This window comes from Methylobacterium sp. Leaf88, assembly GCF_001422795.1.
In the GTDB taxonomy this organism is placed as follows: Bacteria; Pseudomonadota; Alphaproteobacteria; order Rhizobiales; family Beijerinckiaceae; genus Methylobacterium.
Genome location: NZ_LMMK01000037.1, coordinates 1 through 3070, shown reverse-complemented (window position 1 = coordinate 3070; position 3070 = coordinate 1). Strand labels below are relative to the sequence as shown.

Annotated in this window: 3 protein-coding genes; 1 reads left to right on the top strand and 2 read right to left on the bottom strand. The window is 68.3% G+C overall.

Annotated features, from left to right (window positions below; translation table 11 throughout):
• Positions 1-247: 247 nt before the first annotated feature.
• Positions 248-649 carry a hypothetical protein gene (locus ASF20_RS16205; RefSeq protein ID WP_056275775.1) on the bottom strand — a complete coding sequence of 134 codons (402 nt, stop codon included), beginning with the start codon at positions 647-649 and terminating at the stop codon, positions 248-250.
• A complete protein-coding gene (locus ASF20_RS16200) occupies positions 646-1338 on the bottom strand; it encodes a ParA family protein (RefSeq protein WP_056221330.1) in 693 nt (230 codons plus the stop codon). The genes ASF20_RS16205 and ASF20_RS16200 overlap by 4 nt, the downstream gene beginning before the upstream one ends.
• Positions 1339-1957: 619 nt before the next feature.
• Here ASF20_RS16200 and ASF20_RS24180 point away from each other — a divergent pair.
• Positions 1958-2785: a hypothetical protein gene (locus ASF20_RS24180; RefSeq protein ID WP_156648098.1), complete on the top strand. Its 828-nt coding sequence runs from the start codon at positions 1958-1960 to the stop codon at positions 2783-2785.
• Positions 2786-3070: the final 285 nt, after the last annotated feature.

Below are 3070 nucleotides of genomic sequence, written 5' to 3'. Positions count from 1 at the left end.
GTCGCCGCCAGACCTGCACAGAACAAGACAGCTCACCAATGAGCCGTTCCCTCTCAAACGATCGCCGCACCAGAAAGGCCGCCCTCCGGGGCGGCCTTTCTGCGTTTCCGGCTCCTCGGTCGGTCGCGGCGTCCGTTGGACCATGGCCCTGCGGACATGGGCGTAGGGATCCGGCCCACGTCCGCAGAGTTCGGATCGGATCTACGGACAGGCGGTCTTTCGGACAGGATCCCTGCGGACCGCTCCCTTAGCGCAGGCGGCGTCCGTCCTTCGGGATGGCAGAGAGGTCGAAGGCGTAGCCCTTGGCCGCCAGGGCCTCGAGGACCAGGTACTTCACGGTCACCCGGCGATCGAGGGCCTCCTGCCGCAGGGCCGTCCAGACGGGATCCGGTACCTCGACCTTCAGGACCGTCGCCTTGGTCCGCCGCCTCGCGGAAGCCTGGGCCTTCGGCGTCCGGACCGAACCGGTCTCAATGGTCTCGGCAGGCCGGGGCGTCTCGGGGACTCCCGGGGCGGCCGGTGGCTCCTGGGGGGCGCTCGAGGCCCGGGTGAAGCCGAGGTCGCTCGTCGCGGCCGCCAGCAGCCGGGCCTCCTCCGGACTCGTGTGCGGCCGTGGGCGGGGCGAGGGCAGGAACGGAGGCTTGCTCATCGTCCGGCTCCCGGCTGCTCGGCCAAGTCCTGCTGCGCGGCCTGCTGTTCGGCCAGGATGGCAAGGAGCTCGTTCAGGACGCCGCCCACCTCGGCGGCGGCCTTCGGGTCTCCGCCCGGCCCGGCCGGCGTCGACCCCGTGAAATGCATGGACTGGTACGCGGCCCGCTGGATCACCTCGGTCCGCAGCAGCGGGATGCCGGCGCCCTGGATCTCCTCACGGGCATGCTGGGCGACGCGGTTCTGCAGGGGCGACATCTGGGTCAGGACCACCCGCGCGGGGATCGATCGGCGCAGCATGCGTTCGGCCCGCTGCACCACCTCGTAGGTCCGGAACACCTCCTGCAGGTCCATTCCCGAGATCTTGGTGGGGATCAGCACGAGGTCCGACTCGGCGATCGCGTAGGTGACGGCCTGCGAGGCGGCCCCCTCGAGGTCCACCAGGACGATCCCGTACTGCGTCGCCGCCTCCGCGATGCGGTCGAGGATGACGGTCTCCGTCACGCCCGAGATGACCGCGACGGTGGAGTCCGCCCCCGCGCGCGCGCGCCAGGCGCCCACATGCCCGTTCGGATCGGCATCGACGATGGCCACGCTTCCCCCCTGTCGGGCGAAGGCATCGGCCAGGCAGATCACGAGCGTCGTTTTCCCGACCCCGCCCTTCGTGGAGCAAACGCTGATGACCGCCATCGAAAAGGCTCCCCGGGCTCGTGGGCCCACATTCCCCAAGGTGCAAAACCCCGAGGGCCCCAATGCCCTAATGCCCTAATGCCCAAGAACCCGTAAACCCAATTGGGTTCTTGGGCAAAAGGACACTTGCCCATCTGAATGAGATTTGCGCGTTGTCACAGAGCCTTACGACTTATCGCGTGTGTCGGTTCTGTCGGATAGACCGTCCACTTGGACCGTCGACGCTGTCCGGTTTCCGAGGAGAACGCCTTCCCTCGGATCGGATGGCCCGGGGGATGAACGGGCGCCCCGGTCCCGGCGGGAAACACCGATCGGGTGCTGCTGCGGGACGACACAAGTCCCTGGTTTGACAGGAGACCCTCTCGCATGCCGAATGTGCGGTCTCGGTCCCTTGCTCGACCGGGGATTCGATCAAGGAACCGCCGCCACACCGCAGTAGGACCCTGAAACGACAACGGCCCCCCCGGTCGCCAAACCGGAAGGGCCGTCAAGTCGCAGAATGTGCCAGAGAACACCGAAGGTCTCTAGCACATCACAGCTCCCTCCAGGAGTCAATCGGGAATGTTCATTCTCGAGGCGATGTCGCTCGGCCCGATGCGGTCCCAACCCAGGGACCACCATGTCGTTCGATCACCTGCTCACTCTCGTTAACCATGTTCCCCTGGCTGCTCTGGACGCCCTGAGCCGCGATCTGTGGCGCGCGGCCGGGGAGGGCGCCCTGACGGAAGTCCAGGCCCAGGCCCTCGCCGAAGCCATCCACGGCCGCCGCAAACCGCGCGCCCAGGCCTCCGCCGTTTCCCTCGGAGGCCTCGCGGTCATCCCCCCTCGGACGCCCCCTGAGGCGGCTGTGGAGGCCCCGGGCGCGTCCTCAGGCCAGAACCCGAGCCGGGATCCGCGCCTCTGGTCCTATTTCCCCCCCAAGCGCTCCCAGCGCTCGCCCGACCGGGCCCGCTCACTGGAGCGCCGGCGGACCCTGGCGGCCACCGGGCCCCTGCCGCCGAAGCTCGCCTGCCGCTTCACCACGGGAGAATTGGCGGTCCTCAAGATCGTGGCCGACGCGTTCGTCGCCGGACGCCAGTGCACGCTCTCGATCCCCGAGATCGCCGCCCGAGCCGGTGTGGGCCAGACCAAGGCGCGCCTGGCCCTGCGGGTCGCCCAGAACCTCGGCCTAGTGTCGATCACGGAACGACGGGTCCAGTACCGTCCCAATCGCACCAACGTGGTTCGGATCGTTTCCCCGAGCTGGCTGGGCTGGCTGGCGCGCTGGAATCCCCGGAGCAAGCCCCCCAAGGCGCTCGCTGCGGAGCCTGCAGCCTTTCGGGGGCCTGGATCTCCCGGCCCTCAAGCCACGGGTACCGTGGAAGGGGGGGAGGGTTCACTTTTGAGAGGCCCACGGAATCAAGGGTTTACGAGAAGAGGAGAAAACGGGCGCGCAACCTGGGGGTGAGGAGCCGCTCCGGCCGAGCGGGCAGAGCTCCGAAGCTCCTGGCCTGCCTCGGGATCAGGGCCCGCGAACCCCCAAAAAGCACGCGCAACGCCAGGGTGAGCTCGTGTCGAGGTCACGCGATCAGGGCAGGATTTCCGGCCTCGTCAGAGCGCGACCTCGACACGGGGTCGCGTCCTATGTCTGCGTCCGGAGAGAACCAAACTGCGACATGTGCGTTTTCCCCGTTTCCGGCAGTTGACGGGTCTGGGAGTGATCCGTATACCCCGGTTCATCGGCGGGCGGCCA

Excerpts from the sequence above, each read along its gene's own strand:
- ASF20_RS16205 (WP_056275775.1), bottom strand. The coding sequence starts at position 649 with ATGAGCAAGCCTCCGTTCCTGCCCTCGCCCCGCCCACGGCCGCACACG.
- ASF20_RS16200 (WP_056221330.1), bottom strand. The coding sequence starts at position 1,338 with ATGGCGGTCATCAGCGTTTGCTCCACGAAGGGCGGGGTCGGGAAAACG.
- ASF20_RS24180 (WP_156648098.1), top strand. The coding sequence starts at position 1,958 with ATGTCGTTCGATCACCTGCTCACTCTCGTTAACCATGTTCCCCTGGCT.